At 55.3% G+C, this 20,877-nt stretch carries 21 protein-coding genes; 11 read left to right on the top strand and 10 right to left on the bottom strand.

Annotation, left to right across the window (positions count from 1 at the left end):
* Positions 1-22: 22 nt before the first annotated feature.
* Positions 23-1,744, top strand: a complete 1,722-nt coding sequence (locus GRI36_RS02090) for a long-chain-fatty-acid--CoA ligase (RefSeq protein WP_160596962.1) — start codon at positions 23-25, stop codon at positions 1,742-1,744.
* A gap of 47 nt (positions 1,745-1,791) precedes the next feature.
* Here GRI36_RS02090 and GRI36_RS02085 read toward each other — a convergent pair whose 3' ends face one another.
* Together GRI36_RS02085 and GRI36_RS02080 are read right to left on the bottom strand one after the other, a co-directional pair.
* Positions 1,792-2,202 (bottom strand): bactofilin family protein, encoded by a 411-nt coding sequence (locus GRI36_RS02085; protein ID WP_160596961.1) that lies wholly within the window; start codon positions 2,200-2,202, stop codon positions 1,792-1,794.
* Between the two features lie 4 nt (positions 2,203-2,206).
* Positions 2,207-3,361: a M23 family metallopeptidase gene (locus tag GRI36_RS02080; RefSeq protein WP_407985677.1), complete on the bottom strand. Its 1,155-nt coding sequence runs from the start codon at positions 3,359-3,361 to the stop codon at positions 2,207-2,209.
* Positions 3,362-3,692: 331 nt separating this feature from the next.
* On the opposite strand from GRI36_RS02080, the gene GRI36_RS02075 reads away from it, so the two are divergent.
* The 10 genes from GRI36_RS02075 to wecC all read left to right on the top strand — a co-directional run bounded on the left by GRI36_RS02075 (position 3,693) and on the right by wecC (position 12,373).
* Complete coding sequence (locus GRI36_RS02075; RefSeq protein ID WP_160596960.1) at positions 3,693-4,343, top strand: nicotinate-nucleotide adenylyltransferase; 651 nt, start codon at positions 3,693-3,695, stop codon at positions 4,341-4,343.
* A 161-nt stretch (positions 4,344-4,504) separates the two neighbouring features.
* Complete coding sequence (gene rsfS, locus GRI36_RS02070; RefSeq protein WP_235902332.1) at positions 4,505-4,888, top strand: ribosome silencing factor; 384 nt, start codon at positions 4,505-4,507, stop codon at positions 4,886-4,888.
* Between the two features lie 42 nt (positions 4,889-4,930).
* Positions 4,931-5,353 carry a 23S rRNA (pseudouridine(1915)-N(3))-methyltransferase RlmH gene (locus GRI36_RS02065; protein ID WP_160596958.1) on the top strand — a complete coding sequence of 141 codons (423 nt, stop codon included), beginning with the start codon at positions 4,931-4,933 and terminating at the stop codon, positions 5,351-5,353.
* A gap of 17 nt (positions 5,354-5,370) precedes the next feature.
* Complete coding sequence (locus GRI36_RS02060; protein ID WP_160596957.1) at positions 5,371-6,588, top strand: murein hydrolase activator EnvC family protein; 1,218 nt, start codon at positions 5,371-5,373, stop codon at positions 6,586-6,588.
* 130 nt (positions 6,589-6,718) lie between these two features.
* Positions 6,719-8,056: a S41 family peptidase gene (locus GRI36_RS02055; protein ID WP_160596956.1), complete on the top strand. Its 1,338-nt coding sequence runs from the start codon at positions 6,719-6,721 to the stop codon at positions 8,054-8,056.
* Positions 8,057-8,087: 31 nt separating this feature from the next.
* The gene (locus tag GRI36_RS02050; RefSeq protein ID WP_160598995.1) at positions 8,088-8,585 is read left to right on the top strand and encodes a disulfide bond formation protein B; all 498 of its coding nucleotides are present in this window, start codon (positions 8,088-8,090) and stop codon (positions 8,583-8,585) included.
* Positions 8,582-9,103 (top strand): demethoxyubiquinone hydroxylase family protein, encoded by a 522-nt coding sequence (locus GRI36_RS02045; protein WP_160596955.1) that lies wholly within the window; start codon positions 8,582-8,584, stop codon positions 9,101-9,103. The genes GRI36_RS02050 and GRI36_RS02045 overlap by 4 nt, the downstream gene beginning before the upstream one ends.
* A 112-nt stretch (positions 9,104-9,215) precedes the next feature.
* Positions 9,216-9,809, top strand: a complete 594-nt coding sequence (locus GRI36_RS02040) for a hypothetical protein (protein WP_160596954.1) — start codon at positions 9,216-9,218, stop codon at positions 9,807-9,809.
* Positions 9,810-9,843: 34 nt separating this feature from the next.
* Positions 9,844-10,968 carry a non-hydrolyzing UDP-N-acetylglucosamine 2-epimerase gene (wecB, locus tag GRI36_RS02035; RefSeq protein ID WP_160596953.1) on the top strand — a complete coding sequence of 375 codons (1,125 nt, stop codon included), beginning with the start codon at positions 9,844-9,846 and terminating at the stop codon, positions 10,966-10,968.
* Positions 10,969-11,071: 103 nt separating this feature from the next.
* On the top strand, positions 11,072-12,373 hold the full coding sequence (gene wecC, locus GRI36_RS02030; protein ID WP_160596952.1) for a UDP-N-acetyl-D-mannosamine dehydrogenase: 1,302 nt from the start codon (positions 11,072-11,074) through the stop codon (positions 12,371-12,373).
* 3 nt (positions 12,374-12,376) lie between these two features.
* On the opposite strand, the gene GRI36_RS02025 is transcribed toward wecC, so the two are convergent.
* The 8 genes from GRI36_RS02025 to GRI36_RS01990 form a co-directional block, all read right to left on the bottom strand.
* The gene (locus GRI36_RS02025) at positions 12,377-13,390 is read right to left on the bottom strand and encodes a GDP-mannose 4,6-dehydratase (RefSeq protein WP_160596951.1); all 1,014 of its coding nucleotides are present in this window, start codon (positions 13,388-13,390) and stop codon (positions 12,377-12,379) included.
* 32 nt (positions 13,391-13,422) lie between these two features.
* Positions 13,423-14,517, bottom strand: a complete 1,095-nt coding sequence (locus GRI36_RS02020) for a sugar transferase (protein WP_160596950.1) — start codon at positions 14,515-14,517, stop codon at positions 13,423-13,425.
* 334 nt (positions 14,518-14,851) lie between these two features.
* Positions 14,852-15,712, bottom strand: coding sequence for a 3-deoxy-8-phosphooctulonate synthase (gene kdsA / locus GRI36_RS02015; RefSeq protein ID WP_160596949.1), 861 nt, complete (start codon positions 15,710-15,712; stop codon positions 14,852-14,854).
* Between the two features lie 138 nt (positions 15,713-15,850).
* Positions 15,851-16,657, bottom strand: coding sequence for a 3-deoxy-manno-octulosonate cytidylyltransferase (kdsB, locus tag GRI36_RS02010; RefSeq protein ID WP_160596948.1), 807 nt, complete (start codon positions 16,655-16,657; stop codon positions 15,851-15,853).
* 52 nt (positions 16,658-16,709) lie between these two features.
* Positions 16,710-17,816 (bottom strand): glycosyltransferase family 4 protein, encoded by a 1,107-nt coding sequence (locus tag GRI36_RS02005; RefSeq protein WP_160596947.1) that lies wholly within the window; start codon positions 17,814-17,816, stop codon positions 16,710-16,712.
* Between the two features lie 30 nt (positions 17,817-17,846).
* Complete coding sequence (locus GRI36_RS02000) at positions 17,847-18,809, bottom strand: KpsF/GutQ family sugar-phosphate isomerase (RefSeq protein WP_202392096.1); 963 nt, start codon at positions 18,807-18,809, stop codon at positions 17,847-17,849.
* On the bottom strand, positions 18,799-19,839 hold the full coding sequence (locus tag GRI36_RS01995; protein ID WP_160596945.1) for an acyltransferase family protein: 1,041 nt from the start codon (positions 19,837-19,839) through the stop codon (positions 18,799-18,801). Before GRI36_RS01995 ends, GRI36_RS02000 begins: the two co-directional genes overlap by 11 nt.
* Positions 19,840-19,921: 82 nt before the next feature.
* Positions 19,922-20,827 carry an FkbM family methyltransferase gene (locus GRI36_RS01990; protein ID WP_160596944.1) on the bottom strand — a complete coding sequence of 302 codons (906 nt, stop codon included), beginning with the start codon at positions 20,825-20,827 and terminating at the stop codon, positions 19,922-19,924.
* Between the last annotated feature and the right edge of the window lie 50 nt (positions 20,828-20,877).

Below are 20,877 nucleotides of genomic sequence, written 5' to 3'. Positions count from 1 at the left end.
GCGCTTGCGGCATTTTGCTTACATGAATGTAAGTAACGTGCAAAACCCGTTCGAAACAACGCCCTATCATCACCCTAAACCGTGGGATATGCCGCTCGAACCCATGACGCTGCCCGATATGTTCGCTCGCAGCGCATTACAAACGCCTGATGCTCCGCTGATCCATTTTATGGGCCGCAGCTTCACCTACCGCAATTTGCATGAAGATGCGCAAAAATTTGCGCTGGCGCTAAGGGGGCACGGAATTAAGGCGGGTGACCGTGTGGGCCTGTTCCTGCCCAATGTTCCAATTTATGTTTCGGCCTATTACGGCGCGATGATGGCGGGCGCGGTGGCGGTCAATTTCTCTCCGCTTTATAGTGTCGAGGAACTGTCCCAGCAGGTCGCTGATTCCGGTACGAGACTGCTAGTTACCGTCGATGTGCCCGAATTGTACGGGACGGCAGAGCAGGTGCTCCATCAATCTGGATTGGAGACGCTAGTGGTCGGGGAACTGGCTGCTATGCTTCCTCCGGTCAAGCGGATCGCAATGAAACTGTTCGCACGTTCCAAACTGGCGAAACTGGCAAAAGATTCGGCCGTACTGCGGTGGAATGATCTTCTGGCGGGCCCAGATTGGAGCGGCTGGACTGACGGCAAGTTACCATCATTGCCGCAAATTGAGCCGGCTGATCTGGCGTTGTTGCAGTATACTGGCGGCACTACCGGTGTGCCCAAGGGCGCGATGCTCAGCCACGCGAATTTGTCGATGAACGCACAACAAGTGGCTGCCATCAACCCGTTTGATAACCCGCAGAATGAAGTGTTCATGGGCGGCTTGCCGCTGTTTCACGTTTTCGCCAACACGGCATTGCTCAATCATGCGGTGGTCACTGGCGCGTCGATTGCGATGGTACCGAGGTTTGATCCGGGGCAAGTGCTCGCAACTATACAAAAACATGGCGCGACGGGATTCCCTGGCGTGCCGACAATGTTTCAGGCCTTGCTAGACAATCCCAAGCTTGACGACACCGACATGTCATCGCTGAAAGTGTGCATTTCCGGTGGCGCGCCGCTGTCCGCCCCGCTGCGCGAAAAGTTCGAAGCTGAAACAGGTGTCCGGATGGTTGAAGGTTATGGCCTGACTGAAAGTTCGGGGGTCGTCTCGGTCAATCCCTATGCAGGAACGCGTAAGCCCGGCACGATCGGTCAGGTCGTGCCGGGCACCCTAATCCGGTTTGTCGACAAGGAAGATCCGTCTAAGCCCGCGTCTGAGGGAGAACCGGGTGAACTGGTTCTCCGCGGCCCGCAAATGATGGGCGGATATTGGAATCGCCCAGAAGCTGCCGCGACAGCCTTTGTCATTATCGATGGCGAGTCTTGGCTAAGGACAGGCGATATCGCTGTTCAAGACGAGGATGGCTTCATCCAGATTGTCGATCGCAGCAAGGATATGATTGCTGTCGGGGGCTTTAAAGTTTTCCCTAGTCAGGTTGAGAATGTCTTGGTCGAACATGAAGCTGTCAAAGAGGCCTTGGTGATAGGCATGCCCGATGATTATCTTGGTGAGACACCCTACGCCTATGTCACTTTGAACGATGGTTTCGAAATTACGGGTGACGATCTTGCGGCGTGGCTTAACGGCAAAGTCGGCAAGCACGAGCGGGTGGGAAAAGTGATTATTCGCGACGATTTGCCCAAGACTATGATCGGAAAGCTTGATCGCAAGGCTTTGCGTACTGAAGTTATGCCGCCAGCCAATTGACTTGGGTTCGCGCTTGTAAACTTCGCGCCTTTGAGCAGTAGCAGAGCCTAGTTTGCGAGGGTAAGCTTTGGCTCTTCTTCATTGGTAGCCGCTCCGCCCGTTCGCGTTTCATTTTTCGGAGCGGCAACTGCCTTGCTAACGCTTTGCGGTGCAAACTTGCCTTCAACAACTGCGCCTTGTTCGATGGTAAGCGCCTCATAATGCACATCACCATGGATCTTTGCGGTTTTCAAAATCACCAATTCGCGCGCGGAAATGGAGCCCTTCAAAGTACCGGCCATGCGGGCAGTTTCGGCTTCTACAGCGCCCTTCACCACGCTCGCTTCACCCTGCACAAGCGATGCACATTTGATGTCGCCTTCAATTCGGCCATCGACATGCAATTCGGTCGTGGCGGACACATCACCTGTAATCGTGACATCCGCTCCGATGACCGAGAATGTAGAGTTTCCAGCCATATTCCTACCGGACTGTTTGGCGGATGGGCTGACGCGGTGCGGCTGCTCGGGCTTCTTCGAGAACATGGGGAGCTTTCTCCAAAAATGGTCGCGGATTTACCGCTCGGTCATTGATTCGCACTTCGAAGTGAAGGTGCGGTCCGGTCGAACGGCCGGTGCTGCCAATTGCGCCGATGATGTCGCCAGCGGCGACTTGCTGCCCCAACGCGGCGTTGAATTTGGACATGTGAGCGTATCGGGTCAACATCCCGTTACCGTGAGTGATTTCGACGGTTTTACCGTAGCCGCTCTTCCAGCCGACATGGGTAACCTTACCCTTAGCGGCAGCATGGATCGGCGCGCCGATGGGACCTTTGAAATCAAGGCCGGAATGCATCGCGCCGCCGCCGTTGAACGGGTCACGCCGATAGCCGAAACCAGACGAAATCAGATTTGCACTTGCAGGCAGGAATTGGGGTATGCCTTCAAGCCCGCGTTCGAGCGCTGCCATTCGGTCCATACTTGCCCCAAGCCGTTCAAAGCGCGGGTCAAGCTTTGAACCGGAACCGCTCGACAATTGTTGAAGTGGACCACCCATCGCGGATCTATCCGGCGCGTTCTGCATCGCTTTGGGATCAAGGCCGAGGCTACGAATCGCGTTTGCGGCCCGCGCCGCGCGCCGGTCAGCATAGCGGGTCAGCCGTTCAACCAGAACCAGTTGGCGCGCTTCGATTTCGGCAAGGTTCCTTGCTTCTGGGATTAGCGCGCTCACTTTAGAGACTGTTTCACCGGCCTCCGTTGAAGAATCGGTGACCGTCTCACCTTCTTTGGCCATTGCCGCATCTTCTGGGAGAACAGCAGAGGTTGCTGCTTCTAGAAAGTCTTGCCGAGCTGCCAAATCGCTGGTGACTTTTCCTATATCGCTAGCATATTCGTCAAAACGTTCTTCAGATGTCGCCACCTTGGCTTCGCGTTGCAGCAATGATGCGCGGTCTGCTTGCGCCTGATATTGGCTCCACGCCATAACCACCATCGATATGGCCCAGCCAAGCAACGCGGCAACGACTAAGGCTGCTACAGCCTTTTGCATTCCGGATGAAATTTTGATGAAGCGGACTTGCCCCTGCGACCGCATGAAAAATTCGCGATCAGGAAACCAGTCAGCCAAGCGGCTTGCCATTCCGCCAGCAGTTGCGTTCTTGTCCAAGATAGTTCCTACGACCCTATATTCTTTTAGAGTGGGGCAGCTAGCACGCGAATTGAAGAGGGTCGAATCGCGTGATCTATCGGAGAGCCGAGTCGAAGGAATCGCACGGTAAAGCGTGTTTTTAGCGCATTTCCTGCAATTTTTTGGGAACGAATCGGGCTTATCGCTGTTTGTGGCCCCGAAATTTGGATTCTGTTATCGTGAGATATGCGTGCTAAGCGCGTTGCGATGAGATTTCAGCGCTGCACCCAAAGTATTTCGGTCCGGTCAGGTCTAGAAACACAAATCTTGGCGGTATTGTAAGATGCGGATTGGCCTTCTGGGCGGCAGTTTTAATCCGGCGCATGGCGGGCATCGGCGGGTTTCCTTATTCGCGATGGAAGCGCTTGGCCTCGACGAAATCTGGTGGCTGGTGTCGCCGGGAAATCCGCTGAAACCGAAGCAAGGGATGGCGCCTCTTGATGCCCGCTTCCGATCTGCTCTGGTCCAAGCACGCCGCGCGCCGATTCGCGTCACCGCGATGGAGCAGCGCCTGCAAACCCGCTATACCGTTGACACGCTGAAAGCGATTAAGCGCCTATACCCGAAACAGGACTTTATTTGGTTGATGGGGTCCGATAATCTCGCGCAGTTCCACCATTGGCGACAGTGGAGGGAGATAGGGCGTACAATGCCGATTGCGGTAATTGCACGTCCCGGCTATGATGCAGATGCTATCGCCAGTCCCGCGATGGCTTGGCTGCGGCGCTACCTTGTGCCAGCATCTCGATTTCGAAACGGGACCCAAAGGAGCGCACCGGCACTGGTGACTTTGCGATTTGACCCGGATTCTCGCTCGGCAACGTCAATTCGGCGCGCTGATCCGAACTGGGCGTCACACTATTCTACCTATCCACCGCGCGACCAAGTGACTCACAGAAAGCTTCTTCCGGAACAGAGCGACCAAACCGCATGACGCATTTCGCATGATAATCGTGTCGCTCATGGCTCTGCCAACACCATCATCTATTCATAAATCCCGGAGTATAAATATCGCCTATGCAAAAGGCGCAAACCTCTTTTTCGGCCCATGGCGGCCTCACCTCAATGTCAGAAAACCCTATGTCAGATAATTTTATGCCAGATAGCGAATTGCCTCAAATCGAAGCTGAACCAGGCTCGCCATTGGCGGTTGTTTTGAAGCAACTCGACGATGATCAGGCCCAGGATATTGTTACAATCCCGCTTGCGGGCAAGTCGAGTATTGCGGATCACATGGTCATCGCATCCGGCCGGTCGACACGCCAAGTAGCGTCCATGTCGCAAAAACTGGCAGAGCACCTTAAGCGCGCTGGACATGGTCCGGTGCGGCTCGAAGGCTTGCCCGCCGCTGATTGGGTTTTGATTGATGGCGGCGATGTGGTTGTCCACCTGTTTCGCCCAGAAGTGCGCAGCTTCTATAATCTTGAACGGATGTGGGCATTTGGCGATGCGCCGCCTGTCGCAAGCGGGAACGCCTAAAATTTCAGGCAGAGCTTAAGGCCACAGGAGGGAACGCGAACAATGCTGCTGCATGTGATCGCCCGCGGAAAGATCGCGCGTTCTCCCGAGGCTGAACTTGTTGCTCGCTATGAAAAGCGGATTGCTTGGCCCCTAAAGCTGACAGAATTGCCTGAAACAGGTGGGCGCATACCCGATCCACAAACCCCGATTCAAACAGTTCTGCTCGATGAGCGCGGTAAGCAATTCGATTCGGAAGCGTTCGCCGACATGTTGGGCGGATGGCGTGATAATGGCATGCGTGAGGTACGCTTTATTATCGGTGCAGCAGATGGCCATTCTGCTGATGAGCGAGCCGAAGCCAACGTTTTGATGGCATTTGGCAAAGCGACCTGGCCGCATTTAATGGCCCGAGCGATGCTGCTCGAACAGCTTTACCGCGCAACCGCCATACTTGCTGGCCATCCCTATCATCGCTCCAATTAATCAGGCAGAATGGGCGAGTGAGGTATTTTAAGTCACTTCTTGCAGCAACTCTGGCGTTACCCTTGCTGGTGGGCACCATTGCCTTTGCCCAGCGCGAAGCAGTGTTTGACGATTCATCGGACTCAAGGGCGGCCTTGAGCAGGGCCCTGGCCGAATCAAAAGAAGCAGAAGCGCGAGGCGCTAAACTTGAAGCTGAGGCACGGTCCGCAACCCAAGCAGCGGAAAAAACCGCGACAGAAGCAGCCGCGCTGGCGGCGCGCATCCAACAGGCTGAAGCAGGGATCGCCGCAGCGGAAGCGCGAATTTCGCTCATCAGTGGAGAGCGGGCCACACTAAGCCGCCGCCTCGCACAAAGGCGCGGCCCGCTGATTCGATTGACCGGAGCGCTGCAGAAACTTGCGAGGCGCCCGCTTGCATTGTCCGCTCTTAGGCCGGGCAGTTTGCGGGAGACCGTTTATCTGCGTGCATTACTCGAAAGCACGATCCCGCAAGTGCGGAAAAGGACTGCTGCACTGCGAAGCGAAATTGATCGTGGCCGAGCGTTGGAACTAGAAGCGAATCAGGCGCTAGCCGCGCTCAAACGAAGCGAAACACAGCTCGCTGAACGTCAAAAGCGATTGGCTGGATTGGAAACGCGCCAGAGGTTAATTTCGCGGCAAGCGAGCGGCGATGCGGACCGTGAAAGCGAGCGTGCCCTCGCTTTAGCGGAAGAGGCTCGAGATCTCGACAATCTTGTGGAACGGCTGGATGCAGCAGGTAGCCTACGTAAAGAGCTAGCGGCTTTACCTGGGCCGACAATGCGCCCTGCGCGGCCCCAGAATTCAATAGCAAAAGTTGATGTGCCTTCGCCCGCGTCTAGCGCAACTGCCCCGGGGGCTAGCTTCCAATTGCCGGTAACAGGCCGGACTGTGGCGGGATTTGGCGAATCCACTTCTGGCGGGGTCAGAAACACGGGGCTCTCTCTTTCCCCAAGGGCTGGCGCGCAAGTAATTGCTCCGGCTGAAGGAAGAGTTGCTTTCGCCGGGCCTTATCGTGGTTATGAGCGGATTGTCATTCTCGAACATCCGGGCGGCTGGACTAGTCTGATTACTGGCTTGGCCAGAAATGATGTGGAGGTTGGTGACGATTTGGTAGCTGGTTCCCCGCTTGGTGTTGCGGGGGTTGATGCTCCGCTGGTGACTTTGGAATTACGCAGAGATGGAACGCCCGTGAATCCGCTCCAGTTCATTCAATAGTGGCCCTCGCGATCAGAGGGGCCTAATAATTCGAACCTCTATCGCCCCAGCACGAGACGCCCTGGAAATCGTCATCTTTCATTCACATGCGGTGCGCGATATGTACGGCTGAATTGAAAGGCCACTATTGATGAAATTTGCTGCCCTTGTTCGCGCCACTGCGCTCGTTTCTGCCGTAGCCTTGATTCCTGCCACGACCGCTGGGATGGCTCAGGTTGACGGGCGGGCAGGCCCTGAATTTGCGAAGCTTTTCGCGACCTATCAGCAGATCAAGGCGAATTACGTCGAGGAAGTTGATGATGAAAAACTGATACGCGGTGCGATTGATGGAATGCTGTCTTCGCTTGATCCGCATTCTGGTTATCTCGACGGGTCGGATCTCCAGCGTCTGAATACAATGATCGACGGTAATTATTCGGGGCTCGGCTTGTCAGTCATCATGGACGACGGCGCGGTCAAGATTATTTCACCATTCCGCGGTAGCCCGGCCGAGGAAGCGGGGCTGAAGGCAGGCGATTACATCACGCATCTCGAAGGCAAGTTGATCTATGGCGGCGACCTTGACGATGCCGTCAGTCAGATGCGTGGCCCGGCAGGAACGCCGATACGTTTGTCTATTTTCCGCCCTGGCCGGGATGAGCCGTTTGATGTGACCGTCGTCCGCGGTGTGATTGAACTTGAACCTGTTACGTCCAAGCTTGAAGCAGGCAACATCGGCGTCATATCGGTCAATGAATTCTCACGCGACGTCGGCTCCGATGTATTCTCCGCCTATCAGGGATTGCAGAAAGAAGCATCAGGCAGAATGAGCGGGCTGGTGCTCGATTTGCGCTCCAACCCCGGTGGCTCGCTAGATGAGGCGGTCGCCTTGTCTGATCTGTTCCTTGATAAGGGGCGGATTGTTTCTCAGCGTGGCCGTGCCACTGGCGAAACAATCTATTACGATTCTGAATCTGTGTTCCGTGGCCAGATTGCCAAGGGTGTTCCGCTGATTGTGTTGATTGACGCAGGTTCGGCTTCGGCGTCTGAAATTGTCGCGGGCGCATTGCAGGATCACCGCCGGGCGGTGGTCATGGGCCAACAAAGCTTCGGCAAAGGCAGTGTGCAAACGCTTCTACCACTTACGCGCGATTCGGCGCTCAAACTGACCACCGCACGGTATTACACGCCAGCTGGCAAGTCGGTTCAAGAAGGCGGCATTACGCCTGACATCAAAGTCCCGCAATTGTCTGATCCCGATCTCGAACGGCGCGCCAAATTCCAACTGCGAGAATCGGATCTGCGCGGCCATCTGGTCAATGAATTGGCGCTGGAAGATAGAGAGTTGGAGGCTGATAAGCTTGCCGACCCGCGCTTCAAACTGACATCTGCAGAATTGAAGGAACAGGGTGTCGACGACTTCCAGCTTTATTATGCCTTGCAGACACTACGCCGGACATCACCCAACGCGGTTGCCAGAGCGAAATAATCGGGCAATGGCCCCCATATGAATGAAGTATATGACTGAGAACCATTCGCTGAAACTCGCGCAACGGTTGGCATTGGCCGTTCCAGCCCTGTTGCTGGGTGGCGCATATATTTCGCAATATGGTTTCGGACTGTATCCTTGCGAAATGTGCTGGTGGCAGCGGTGGCCGCATTTTGCCGCCCTAGGTTTCGCAACCTTGTCCTTTTTCGCTCCGTCCAAGGCGCTTTTGCCCAAAACTATGCTGACAGCGCTTGCGGCGATTGCGGTGATTATCTCGGGCTTGATCGGCGGGTTCCATGCAGGCGTCGAATATGATTGGTGGGAGGGCATCACCGGATGCGCGACCACCATTCAGGATACGGGCGGCAACGCTCTTGATGCGATTATGAATGCTCCGCTGGTCCGCTGTGATGTCTCACCGTGGGATTTCATGGGTGTTAGCCTCGCGGGTTGGAACTTCCTGATATCGGTCAGCGTAGGTTTGATAATACTTGGCCTTCTGGCCCGGGTGAAAGGCAAGCAAGCATGAGTAAGCCCGACATTGAAAGTATGATCCGTGTCGATCAGGCTGGGGAATTTGGCGCGACCCGCATCTATCAAGGTCAATTGGCCGTAATGGGTGATCGCCACCCGCTTTCGGCTGAAATTGCTGCGATGGCCGCGCAAGAGGAGAACCATCGGGCCAAATTTGATGCGTTGATGGCGCGCCGCGGCATTCGTCCGACCATCCTTCAACCGTTCTGGTCCGCTGCCGGATACGCGCTCGGTGCGGGAACCGCTTTACTGGGCCCCGAAGCCGCGATGGCGTGTACTGCGGCGGTAGAAACCGAAATTGACAAGCATTATTCCGACCAGCTCGAGGCGCTGGCGGGCGATGATGCCGACCCAGAATTATCAGCGATGATCGAGGAGTTTCGTGAAGAGGAGCGCGAGCACCTCGATGCCGCCCTGGCTGCCGGCGCCGAAAACGCACCTGCTTATCCGTTGCTTTCTGGCGTTATCCGGTTGGGCTGCCGCGTGGCGATTAAATTGGCTGAGCGGGTTTAACCTGAAGATACAGATGCTTGGTGGGAGCTGCTTCCCACTGCGCGTCGCTTAATATATCATTCACTCCGAAGCGCGCTTAATGGTGTCAACATTCAATCATGGGACCAGACCGATGAAACGCATATTTGCTGCAGCTCTTCTCGCCTCCGCTATTACTGCTGGCTCGCCATTGGCGGCTCAGGATGGCGCGGGCGATAAGGTCAATATGGTTATCATTTATGGCGATGATGCTTGCCCTGAATCGACCGAAACCGAAATCACCGTTTGCGCCCGCAAGGCCGAGGGTGAGCGCTTCCGTATTCCCGAGGAACTGCGTCAGAGCGACAGCGGAGAGAATGTTGCCTGGGCACAGCGGGTTGAAAGTTTCGAAACCATCGGCGCCTCGGGCACCTTGTCATGTTCGCCTACTGGTGCTGGCGGTATCACTGGTTGCACAGATGCGATGATCAAAGCTGCCTACGCAGAAAAGGCGAACAGTTCCTCGGTGCGTTTCGGCCAATTGATAGAAGACGCCAGGGCAGAGCGTCTTTCGACAATCGATGCCGATGCAGCAGACGAACAGGAACGTGTTGAGGTCATTGAGAAAGAATATATGGAACGGCTCGAGAGGGAACGCGCTGCAGAACTGCCCGATGAAGCGAATCCAGATGCGGAGGCGCTACCCGCTCCTAATACGATTGGCCCCAAAACTTCGGATGACGAATAGGCAGAATTAACCTTCTTTGGCTAAGGCGCGCATCATGAGCACGCCAATCAAAATTCTCTCGATCTTCGGCACCCGTCCCGAAGCCATTAAATTCTTCCCGCTGGTTCATGCCCTCGACGCGGATGAGCGCTTTGATTCGCGGGTTTGCGTTTCGGGCCAGCATCGCGGGATGCTCGATCAGGTTCTGGAAATTGCCGGAATTGTTCCGCATCACGATCTTGATCTGATGCAGCCCGATCAGACGCTAGATGCGCTGACCGCAAATTTGTTGACCGGCATTGGCCAGGTTCTTGATGAAGAAAAGCCCGATTGGGTGGTGGTGCAGGGTGATACTGCGACAGCCATGTCGGGCGCGCTTGCCGCCTATTATCGCAAGATCCCGGTTGCTCATGTCGAGGCCGGGCTGCGCAGCGGCAATATCCACCATCCTTGGCCTGAAGAGGTCAACCGGAAGATCGTCGGCAGCTTTGCGGCGTTGCATTTTGCCCCGACCGAGACTGCAGCCAATGCCCTGAAACGCGAGGCTGTCGATCCGGCGGGCATCCATGTCACCGGCAACACCGTTATCGATGCACTGCATTGGATTACCGGTGAGATCGAGAAAAAGCCTGACTTGGCAAGTAATCTGGCCGAACTGGAGACCCGCTTTGCGGGCAAACGAATCATCGGTGTCACCAGCCACCGGAGGGAGAACTTTGGCGGCGGTATGGAGGGTATTGCCGATGCGATACGCCGGATTGCTGCCCGCGATGACGTGGCAATGATTTTTCCCGTTCATCTCAATCCCAATGTCCGCAAGATCATGAATGCTGAACTGTCGGGGCTGGACAATGTCGCCCTGATCGAACCGCTTGATTACCCACATTTTGCGCGGCTGCTCGATATCTGCACCCTGATGCTAACCGACAGTGGTGGCGTGCAAGAAGAGGCTCCGGCGCTGGGGAAACCTGTATTGGTCATGCGCGAAACAACGGAGCGACCCGAAGGGGTGGAGGCCGGAACGGCGAAACTCGTCGGCACAGATGCCGATGTGATCGTACGAGAATGCAATCATTTGCTCGATAACGAGGCAGCTTATGCCGCCATGTCCAAAGCCCACAATCCCTTTGGCGATGGTCAATCAGTAGGGCGCATTGTCGAGGCGTTGGCTTCGGCCTGACCCGCGCTGAGAACCAATCGATAATCAAACGCGCTATCGTTACCGCAATATTTACCCTCTGCGCGTAAGTCTGCTGCAACAGTAAATTAGCAGCAGGATCATCATGCGCGGCGAAGAAAAACCACAAGTTTGTGTCATCGGGCTTGGCTATATCGGCCTCCCGACGGCGGCGATTATTGCGCGGGCCAATTGTCCGGTAACCGGCATCGATGTCTCGGACCACGTGGTTGAAACCATCAATCGCGGTGAAATCCACATTGAAGAAGTTGATCTGGACGGCCTCGTCCAAGGCGTAGTCCAGCGCGGAATGCTGAAAGCTTCGACGCAGATTGTGCCAGCGGATATTTTCGTGATCGCGGTCCCGACGCCGTTTGAAAAGGACGGGCACCATACACCTGATACAACCTATGTGATGTCCGCCGCAACCGAAGTCGCTGGCGTGCTGAAGAAGGGTGATTGTATCATTCTTGAATCAACCTCGCCGGTTGGCACCACCGAAAAGATGCGCGACCTTATTTCCGGCCTGCGTCCCGATCTAAAATTGCCGGGCAAGACTGACGAGACACCCGATGTCGCCATCGCCTATTGTCCGGAGCGCGTACTCCCGGGGAAAATCCTCGAAGAACTCACACATAATGACCGCTCAATCGGCGGGATTACTCCGCGCTGCGCCCGCAAAGCGCTAGCGTTCTACAAGCGTTTCGTACGCGGCACCTGCGTTACAACTGATGCGCGCTCGGCTGAAATGACCAAATTGGTCGAGAACGCCTATCGCGATGTGAACATTGCCTTCGCTAACGAGCTATCGATGATCTCGGACCATATGGGGCTTGATGTGTGGGAAGTTATCAAGCTCGCCAACCGCCATCCCCGCGTCAATATTCTGCAACCCGGCCCGGGCGTCGGCGGACATTGTATCGCGGTCGATCCTTATTTCATCATGCATGGCGCGCCCGATCAATCACCGCTGATCCGCACTGGCCGTGAAGTGAATGATGGTAAAATGCACCATGTTGTCGAGCAAGCGAGCAAGCTTGTCGAAGAGAATCCTGGTGTGCCCGTTGCGTGCCTCGGACTGGCGTTTAAAGCTAATATCGATGACTTTCGTGAAAGTCCGGCGCGCTTCGTCGCTGCCAAAATCGCGCGTCAATTTGGTGATCGAGTCAAAATCGTCGAGCCTTATGCAGCCGAACTACCGCGCGAATTTGATGGCACAGGCGCGGAGCTGGTTGATATCGACTTTGCGTTGGAAAACTGCGGAATTCTGATTGTGTTGGTTGACCACGACATATTCAAAGTCGTCCCTGCAGAGGAACGTCAAGGCGCGCTGGTCTATGACACACGCGGTATTTGGCCTGATGCGAATGCCAAACTGGCAAAACCGGGCCTCCGTTTGGCAAGCTAGCCGTTAGACACTGTAATATTTGCGGTACCATTCGACAAATTGGCGGATTCCCTCGCGGAAATCGGTCTGCGGCTGGTATCCGGTCAGGCTCTTGAGCAGGTCGGCGTTTGCCCATGTGGCTGGCACGTCACCCTTTTGCATGTCCATGTAATTGCGAATCGCTTCCTTGCCGCATTGCGTCTCGATCTCGTCGATAAAATCGGTCAGCTTAACCTTGTCGCTGTTGCCGATATTGACCACGCGGAACGGCGCGGCGGGTGACAGGCTGTCGCCTTCGGCAATATCGTCCTTGGTCTCGGGTCGGACTGGTACCGTGTCGATCAACAAGCGAATTCCGCGCACCAGATCGGTCACATAGGTGAAATCGCGATACATTTCGCCATGATTATAAATATCGATCGGGGTTCCATCGAGGATACCCTTGGTGAATTTGAACAGTGCCATATCAGGGCGGCCCCACGGGCCGTAGACGGTAAAGAAGCGAAACATTGTGGTCGGCAAATTCCATAGATGGGCATAGGAGTGCGCCATCGATTCATTGGCTTTCTTGGTCGCTGCATAGAAGGTTAGCGGGGTTTCGACGCGCTCCAGCTCGTCAAACGGCATTTCCTCGTTTGCGCCATAGACCGAACTGGTGCTGGCCATCAGCAAATGATCAACGCCCAATTCGCGTGCGCATTCCATGATGTTGAAGGTGCCAACGATGTTGGAATCGAGATAGGCGCGCGGGTTCTCAAGACTGTACCGGACACCAGCCTGGGCGGCGAGGTGGACGATGACATCCGGCTGTTCCGCTAGCATCAATTCGCGCAATGCATCGAAATCTTCAAGCATTCCGATATGCGCGCTGAAATGTTCGTTTTGCAGCAGCATCTGGTGCCGCCGCTCCTTGATCCGCACATCGTAATAATCGGTCATCCCGTCAAAGCCGACGACCGCAAAGCCTTCCTTCAACAACAATTGAGAAAGATGGAAGCCGATAAATCCGGCCGATCCGGTGACGAGAACTTTGCGCATGAAGGGGCCTTTGGTTGTGATTGTGCGTGCGACTATTTCGCGCCGAAACCGCCAAGAACGACGCGGATTGTCTTGAGCGCAATCAGCATGTCGAGCCAGTGGGAGATATTCTTGACGTAATAAAAATCATAACGGAGCTTGGCGTTCACGTCGTTGATTCCGGTTACGTGGCCTTGATTGACCTGCGCCCACCCGGTCAGTCCCGGACGGACGATATGGCGATAGGAATAGAATGGTATTTCGCCCTCATACCATTCGGAAAGGCTGATTGCCTCTGGCCGGGGACCAATCCAGCTCATGTCACCTTTCAGGATATTCCAAGCTTGCGGTAACTCGTCGATCCGCACCTTACGCAAGAAACGGCCAACGCGTGTTATCCGGTCATCCTCAGCCTTAGTCATCGAATCCTGGCGGATGGACTCCTCGTCGTCGCCAATATCGCGCACGTGCATTGTCCGGAACTTGACCATCCGGAACGCTTCGCCACGAAAGCCCATCCGTTCCTGAATGAACAGCACCGGACCTTTGGAATCCAACCTCACGACCAGTGCAATTATGGCCATCAGCATTAATAATGCCGGCGCGAGTAAAATCACTGATACAACATCAATGGCTCGTTTCAGGGCCATATAGGGCAAGTTTGGAATGAGCGATCCAAGCACATTTTCGCTCAGCCGATCGATCCGCACCTGCCCGGTCTCAAGCTCCATTATCTGCCGATAATGGTAAACCGGAATCCCGCGTAGTGCGGCCTTGGCAAACAGGCGCTCCCACTCATCCTCATGGTCGAAATGCAGATCGCCGACCAACGACCCCTCCATGTCGCCATTGTCGACCTTTGCCTCGAGCAATTCCAACGAATCGATCATTATCTGGTTTGGTCGCGTCGAGAGTTCGGAAACGCGGCCTCCGGCAACAATATACTGGGTCCTGCTGCCAAGCCGGGTAAGTGCAGTCAGCACATAGCTGGTGACCAAGGTTGCAATGAAGCACGATCCGATAAGCGAGACCGAGTAGGGTACACGGATTACGAAAATGACTGAACTGGCACCAGCGAATGTCAGAAAATTGACCGGCAACACGTAAGACAATCTGCGTGCCTTGGCGTAGCGGCGGAGTTTCGCCAAGATATACCAGCTAGCGATGCAAGCCGCGATAACCGCCGGCGCCGTACTTTGAATTATTGGAGAAGTCAGGCTGGGAGAGCGCCCTGCGAGCCAAATCAATAAAGGCACAAGAGCGCCGAACAGTAGATAGCACGCGAATTGTATACTTTGGCGCGCCAGCGGATGGCTATCTTGAATAGCCTTCGCGTCGGCTTGTTGCATCAGCATCGCGAGTCCCTTCCGGCAATTCCCAAGGATATGACCGCTTCGGGCAACATCCCGGAAACTGTAGTCAACCTAGTATAACGACCGCAATCGCACAAGAAACGGCCGTGACAAACGGCCCGTGGCTTACTCAGTATACAGCTAGCTCATCCTCGAGGAATGCGTTGCTCTTCACCGATTTATCGATCTCGATCAGGCTTGAAAGCAAGCGTGCGAGATAGTCGAGCGGCACTGCATTGGGCCCGTCAGACATCGCATTGGCAGGATCTGGGTGAGTTTCCATAAACAGGCCAGAGATACCGACAGCAGTCGCAGCGCGCGCCAGCACCGGAACAAATTCACGCTGACCGCCGGAGCTTTTGCCCTGACCGCCAGGCAGCTGCACTGAATGGGTCGCGTCGAACACTACGGGGCGACCCGTTTCGCGCATTATCGCGAGGCTGCGCATGTCGGAAACGAGATTTTGATAGCCGAACGAGGCTCCGCGTTCGCACACCATTATGTTATCGCCATCGCCGCCCGCTGCTTTTGCTGCGGCAACCGCTTTATCGACCACATTGACCATGTCGCCGGGCGCCATGAATTGCGCCTTCTTGATGTTCACAGGAATACCGGCAGCGGCGACGGTGGAGATGAAGTCTGTCTGGCGTGCCAGAAATGCAGGTGTCTGCATCACATCGACCACTTGGGAAACAGCAGAAACCTGCTCCTTCTCATGCACGTCGGTAAGGATAGAAACGCCGATCTCACGCTTAACTTTAGCAAGAATTTCAAGGCCTTCATCCAGGCCGGGGCCGCGGAAGCTGGTACCCGAAGTTCGGTTAGCTTTGTCGAACGAGCTCTTGTAGATGAAGTGGATGCCGAGATCGTCGGTGATCTTTTTGATCGCTTCGGATGTGCGCATAGCCATTTCTTCGGATTCGATCACGCAAGGTCCCGCGATCAGGAAGAAAGGTTGGTCGAGGCCGATATCTTTGCCACAAAGTTTCATGGTATTCTTTCTAAATTGGCCCGGTGGGGCTGCGCCAGCTATAATCTGCCCCTTTATAAGGGCTTACATGGCGTCTTGATGAATGTGGGTGTGCTTTGCTGAGCCTTTAGGGCAAATAGTTCCAATTGAAAACAACCACTATTCGAGGCCCATGATTTTGAGCGATTCCTCAATATGTGGAATATCGCTGGGGTTGTTAAGCTCCCAAATCTCCCATTCGGGTGATGCCACTTCGATTGTGCGGATCTGGACGCCAATATCAAGGAAGCGCAATTGCTCCAACCCTTCCAGCAATTCGAGCTTGGATGGATTACTCGCCACATATTTGCGCAAAGCAGAGGGGCGATAGGCATACAGCCCGACATGCAGGAGCACCGGTAGATTGTCGTCATCGGCCTTATCGGCATCGAAGAACGGGATTATTCGTTTGGAGAAATAATGGGCATTACCCGCCGATGAAAGAGCTCCGAACGTTCCCCCGACGATATTCTTTTTTTCGTCAGCCACCAGCTTGTCATACAATGCCCGGGTGCAGCGGACGACGGGGGTGGCGACTTCGATTGAGTCATCAGCGCGCATTGCTTCTATCAAGCTCTCTACGAAGTAATCCGGTATCAGCGGCGCATCGCCTTGCAGATTGACCACAATATCGGGTTCGGTTTCGAGATTGTCGAGCAGTTCAGCGCAGCGCTCGGTTCCGTTGCGGCAAGAAGATGATGTGAAAATCGCTTCGGCACCGAATGCGCGGGCGGCACCCAGAATCTCTTCGCTGTCTGACGCAACCACGATTCGGTTGCCTGACGGAACGCGTTTGGCGGCTTCCCAACTTCGCTCGATCAGTGATTTGGCCTTGCCGGTCGCGCCGTGCAATTCCGCGAGCGGTTTTCCAGGATAGCGCTGCGAAGCGTATCGAGCAGGAATGACTATCAGGGTTTCGCCGGACATTATGGCACTTTCAAATTTGTGGAGGCTTTCAACGGTATTAGAGGGCCGCCGCTCAGCCGACAAGCTCAGCGATGGCAGCGCGATAACGGTCAATCACTATACTGACGTCAAAATCTTTCGCCATCAAGGCCCGGCCAGCTTCACCCATGGCGTGCTTGTCCGAGCCGGGCATCCCAGCAAATCCCAGACACGCGTTGGCCAAGCTGGCGGTATCGCGAACCGTGCACAGCAGGCCAGATTCTCCATTTTTCACCACTGCACGGCAGCCGGGTACATCGGTGGTGATTATCGGTCGCCCCATCGCCGCCGCCTCTATCAGCGAACGCGGCGCACCTTCCCGGTATGATGGCAACACTACACAATGTGCGGCTTCGATATGCGGTTTGACGTCATCGGCGCGGCCGAGATATTCAATAGAACCGTCGTCGAAATAGGGCTGGAGCTCGGCCTCGGAAATCGCAGTCCGATTTGCTGATCCCATCGGGCCAAGCAACTGAAAGCGGCAATCTGGTCGCACCTCACGAACTATCCGCGCGGCCTCGCAATATTCCATCGTTCCCTTATCGCGGATCAAACGTGACACCATCAGGAAAATGCAATCCGGGCTGTCAGGTAAAGGACTGGCGGTGAAACTTTGGAGATCAATTCCCGACCCTGGCAACATGCGCAATTGTTCGGCGCGGAGCAAACCATTGGAGGTCAGGAAATCACGATCATCATCATTCTGAACGAAGATGATGGGCAGCGCACCCATCCCGGCGCGGTACAGCGCCTTTCCAACCATGAAGAGGGGTTTTGATCCCAGAAACAGGGTTCCCAGCCCAGTCACATTGGGCAGGAACGGGACACCAAGAGTCCGCGCCGCCATTGCACCGAAAATGTTGTTCTTGACCGTATAGCTCAAAACTACATCCGGTAGGAGCGCGTGGAAATGTGACCGGAAATTGTCGATCAGGGCAAGGCTTGAAACCGGGTTTAACCCATCAACATCCATGTCGAGTTCGGAAAATTGCGCACCCAGGCCTTCGAGCTTTGCGGAAGTCGTATCGCGAGGCGCAAGAACTGTTACGCGGTGGCCATCGGCCAGCAGAGCCTCGACTAACGGCCTGCGGAAATTCCAGATATTCCAGCAGGCATTGACCGTCAGGACGATATGCATCGCTCTACCCCTCCTCAACGCCATTGACGATCAAGCCGCGCCTGCGCGCAGACAATCGTGAATGTGGATCAGCCCGACAAATTGCCCAGCAGCATCAAGCACGGGCAGCGCGCTGATGTTGCGCTCGTTCATGATCGCCATCGCCTCTGTCAGCAGCATTTCAGGCTGCGCTGTCTCGGGGAATTTGGTTGCGGTGTCGCCTGCACTTCTGTCCATCAACCCGTCTAGATTGCGACGAAGATCACCGTCTGTGATGATCCCGAACAAAGTCCCGTCAGGATTGACTACACCGGCTACGCCAAGGCCCTTTGCGCTCATTTCCACCAATACATCACCCATAGCCAGATCCGCCGCGACGCTCGGCATCTCGTCACCGATGTGCATTACATCTCCAACCCGAACAAATTGCGCGCCCAGCTTCCCTCCAGGGTGGAACACGTGGAAATCTTCCTTGGCGAAACCCTTCATTCGCATGACCGCCACCGCTAGCGCATCGCCCAATGCTAAAGTGCAGGTTGTTGAAGTTGTCGGAGCCATGCCCACGCTACAGGCCTCAGGCGCATCGGGCAGCAAGAGCGCGACAGTGCTCTGCCGTGCCAGTGTGCTGTCCGCGTTCTTGGTGATTGCAATCGACGGAATAGAAAAGCGCGTTAGATAGGCGAGTAGACCGTGCAGTTCGGTAGTCTCTCCCGAATTTGAAATGACGATGCAGACATCGTCGCGCGTAATCATCCCAAGGTCGCCATGGCTGGCTTCGCTAGGGTGAACAAAGAATGACGGGGTGCCGGTCGACGCTAGCGTCGCAGCAATCTTGCACCCGATATGGCCGGATTTGCCCATGCCGGAGATGATGACCCGGCCCCGCGTCTCGCACATCAATTCGGCAGCATTGGCGAAATCGTCACCAAGGCTATCTGCCATCTGGGTGAGCGCGTTCACTTCAGTGCGGATGACCTGCGCACCGTTCTCGATCGTCATTTTGCTATCGGACAATTTTTTCATTCCAATTCTGAATATTCGCCCACTTCCGATATATTTTACGGATGGGCCCCTGAATGTATTTTTGATCGAAAATCGACACTGCATAGGACGCCGCAATCATTACGGCGATTACCAAGGTGAGGACGAGCGGCCAGATATTCTGCAGCGGCAGCGCGTCAAACGCAGTTTCGCCGATTTTCGAGTGCAACAGGTAAAGCGGGTATGTGATCAAGCCGGCGGCTCTTGCCCAGCCGATACGCACTTGCGCCCGGTCCGCCAAGACAAGAATGCCAAATACGCCGATCAATGCAGCGAGGATGACGGCCCCCGCCATACCGTCGAAGCCGAGATTGATTGCGCGAACATACGCACCGGTTACTGCCAGAGCGCCCATTCCTGCGATCGCAGCGATCGGAACAAGCCTTCGGCGTTGCGTGTCCGTCAGGGCCTGGAACGCGATGCCAATGACGAACAGCGCCAGATAGCTCGTTTCGTTCAGCATGAACGGTGAAAGCGCAAGCAACAGGAGCGAGCCGTAAATCATGATATGCGACTGGAAATTCTGCGCCCTGAACAGGACGAACACAAAGACGATGGCGTAAAAAAAGATCTCGTAAGCGAGCGTCCAGTAAACTCCATCGATCGGCTTAACGCCCAGATAGGCGGGCACGACCGTCAAATTGACCAGATATTCGACCAGCGACACCGATCTGGCTCCGGACAGGTGAAGAACCAGCGCGCTTGCTGTCATGCAAATCACGAAAGTCGGCCAGATCCTGAAAAACCGCGATTCAAAGAATTGCATCGCGGTTTTACCCACCGATGAATACGCGATCACAAAACCCGAGATAATGAAGAAGAAGTCGACCCCCATATACCCGTATCTGGCAATCCCGGTTAGCGCCGCGGGCGCTTCCAATCCGTTTTGCACGGTTGCGTAGGTGTAGACGTAATGGAATAGCATGACCCAGAACGCACACAGGAACCGTGCGATGTCGACTAGATCGTATCGCTTTCCAGCTCGCTTAGAGGAGACTCCCAAGTCTGTAATCCCTGATGTCGGAGGCGGCCTGCCTCGTGGGCGATATTCGCCGATATTGATGTAAATTGGGCCGTTAGCAGCTTCAGTCGATCAGTGTCAGGCCCATTTTGGCCAGCTCTTCATCGCTTTTGCAACTGAACATCCAGTCGCGCCGGAATTTGTCGGCCGTAATGATGTCGCGGCGGGCAAAACCGTCTTCCTGGATGTGAAACCAGCGATATCCGTGCGACTTGAGCATTTCCATCATTTCCGGGACGCGCTTGGCGCGGCGCAGCACTTCGCAAACCATGTCGGGCTTGTATTTCGCGAGGAATTGCTGCGCTCCGTCGAACACTTCCATCTCGAAACCTTCGACATCGATTTTCAGCGATACCTCGCCCTCGAGATCCAGATGGAGATCGTCCAGACGGCGCATCGGAACGGTTACGCCGTGATCGGTGCTCCAGCTGATGTCCACCGACGATGCCAGCTGGCCGGATGATTGGGCGAACGGGATCCGGAGCTCTCCGTTTTCGCCGCCAACAGCGACGAGGTGTGGCTGAACCCGGGCGCCCAGGTCATTGTGGAGCACGTTTTCCCATAGGAGGAGGTAGTTTTCGCCCACTATCTCATAGGCATAGGCCTGAATTTCCGGATTTGCGCGCGCTGCGGCCAGCGCAAACAGGCCGGTGTACGAACCGATGTCGAGAAAAACCGAGCTATGCCGCGCAAAAGCCAGCGCCGCCTGAAGCGCGAGCCGGTCCTGCCCAGTATCCAGCTTTCCGCCGCCCCAATAGAGTTCCTGCGCAACATGGCACCGGTCAGGCCGTGCCAGGACAATTTCGCCGTCACCCTCCAGATCAAGCTTCGAAAGGGGCTTTGCAACCGGGAGTCGCTTCTTCCAGTTCTCTCCGGGCAGCGCCTTTGCAATGGGCAGGGCCACCGAGCCGATCACGGGATTGACTAGCGCAGAACGCAAACTGCTTTTGAGAGTTTTCCTAATGGACATGGCCTAATCTAACCCCCGCACTGACAGGGATTTCGTGTCCCCGACGAATA

Origin of the sequence: Pontixanthobacter gangjinensis, assembly GCF_009827545.1 — a bacterium.
Taxonomy (GTDB): domain Bacteria; phylum Pseudomonadota; class Alphaproteobacteria; order Sphingomonadales; family Sphingomonadaceae; genus Pontixanthobacter; species Pontixanthobacter gangjinensis.
The sequence above is the reverse complement of the archived record's forward strand: the minus strand, read 5'-3'. Positions and strand labels throughout refer to the sequence as shown.